1 protein-coding gene is annotated in these 454 nt (G+C 69.4%); it reads right to left on the bottom strand.

Annotated elements, in window-relative coordinates; all coding sequences use genetic code 11:
• The coding region (gene cysD, locus ACY45C_RS14055; RefSeq protein ID WP_462188062.1) for a sulfate adenylyltransferase subunit CysD at positions 1-438 on the bottom strand (438 nt) is incomplete at its 3' end.
• Positions 439-454 lie beyond the last annotated feature (16 nt).

The raw sequence follows: 454 nt of genomic DNA, 5'->3' as shown, positions 1-454 counted from the left end.
CCGTTCCTTGGCCCGCGCCTTCTCCTCGTCCCGGCGCGCGCCGCCGAACATCGCGTCGAACTTGTTGTCGGCGATGGCGTCGAGCAGCACCGGTGTCTGCAGCTGGTTACGCGAGGCCCCCGGACGGGTGTCTTCGGTCAGCACGCCCGCGTCGATGGCGGCCTGGACGGAACCGACCACCAGGCGGGCGGCGAGCTCCGCCGCCCGCCTGTCCCGAAACTCGAGGACCTCGTCGAAGTTGTGCCCGGTGTCGATGTGCAGCAGGGGGAAGGGCAGCTTCGCGGGCCAGAAGGCCTTCTGCGCGACCCGGAGCATGACGATCGAGTCCTTCCCGCCGCTGAACAGCAGGGCGGGACGCTCGAACTCCGCGGCCACCTCGCGGAAGATGTGGATGGCCTCGGCCTCAAGCATCTGCAGCTGGGTGAGCTCGTAACCCATCACCGGCACGCGACCC

The organism is Frankia sp. CcWB2 (assembly GCF_977927585.1).
This window is presented reverse-complemented; position numbering and strand designations above follow the sequence as displayed.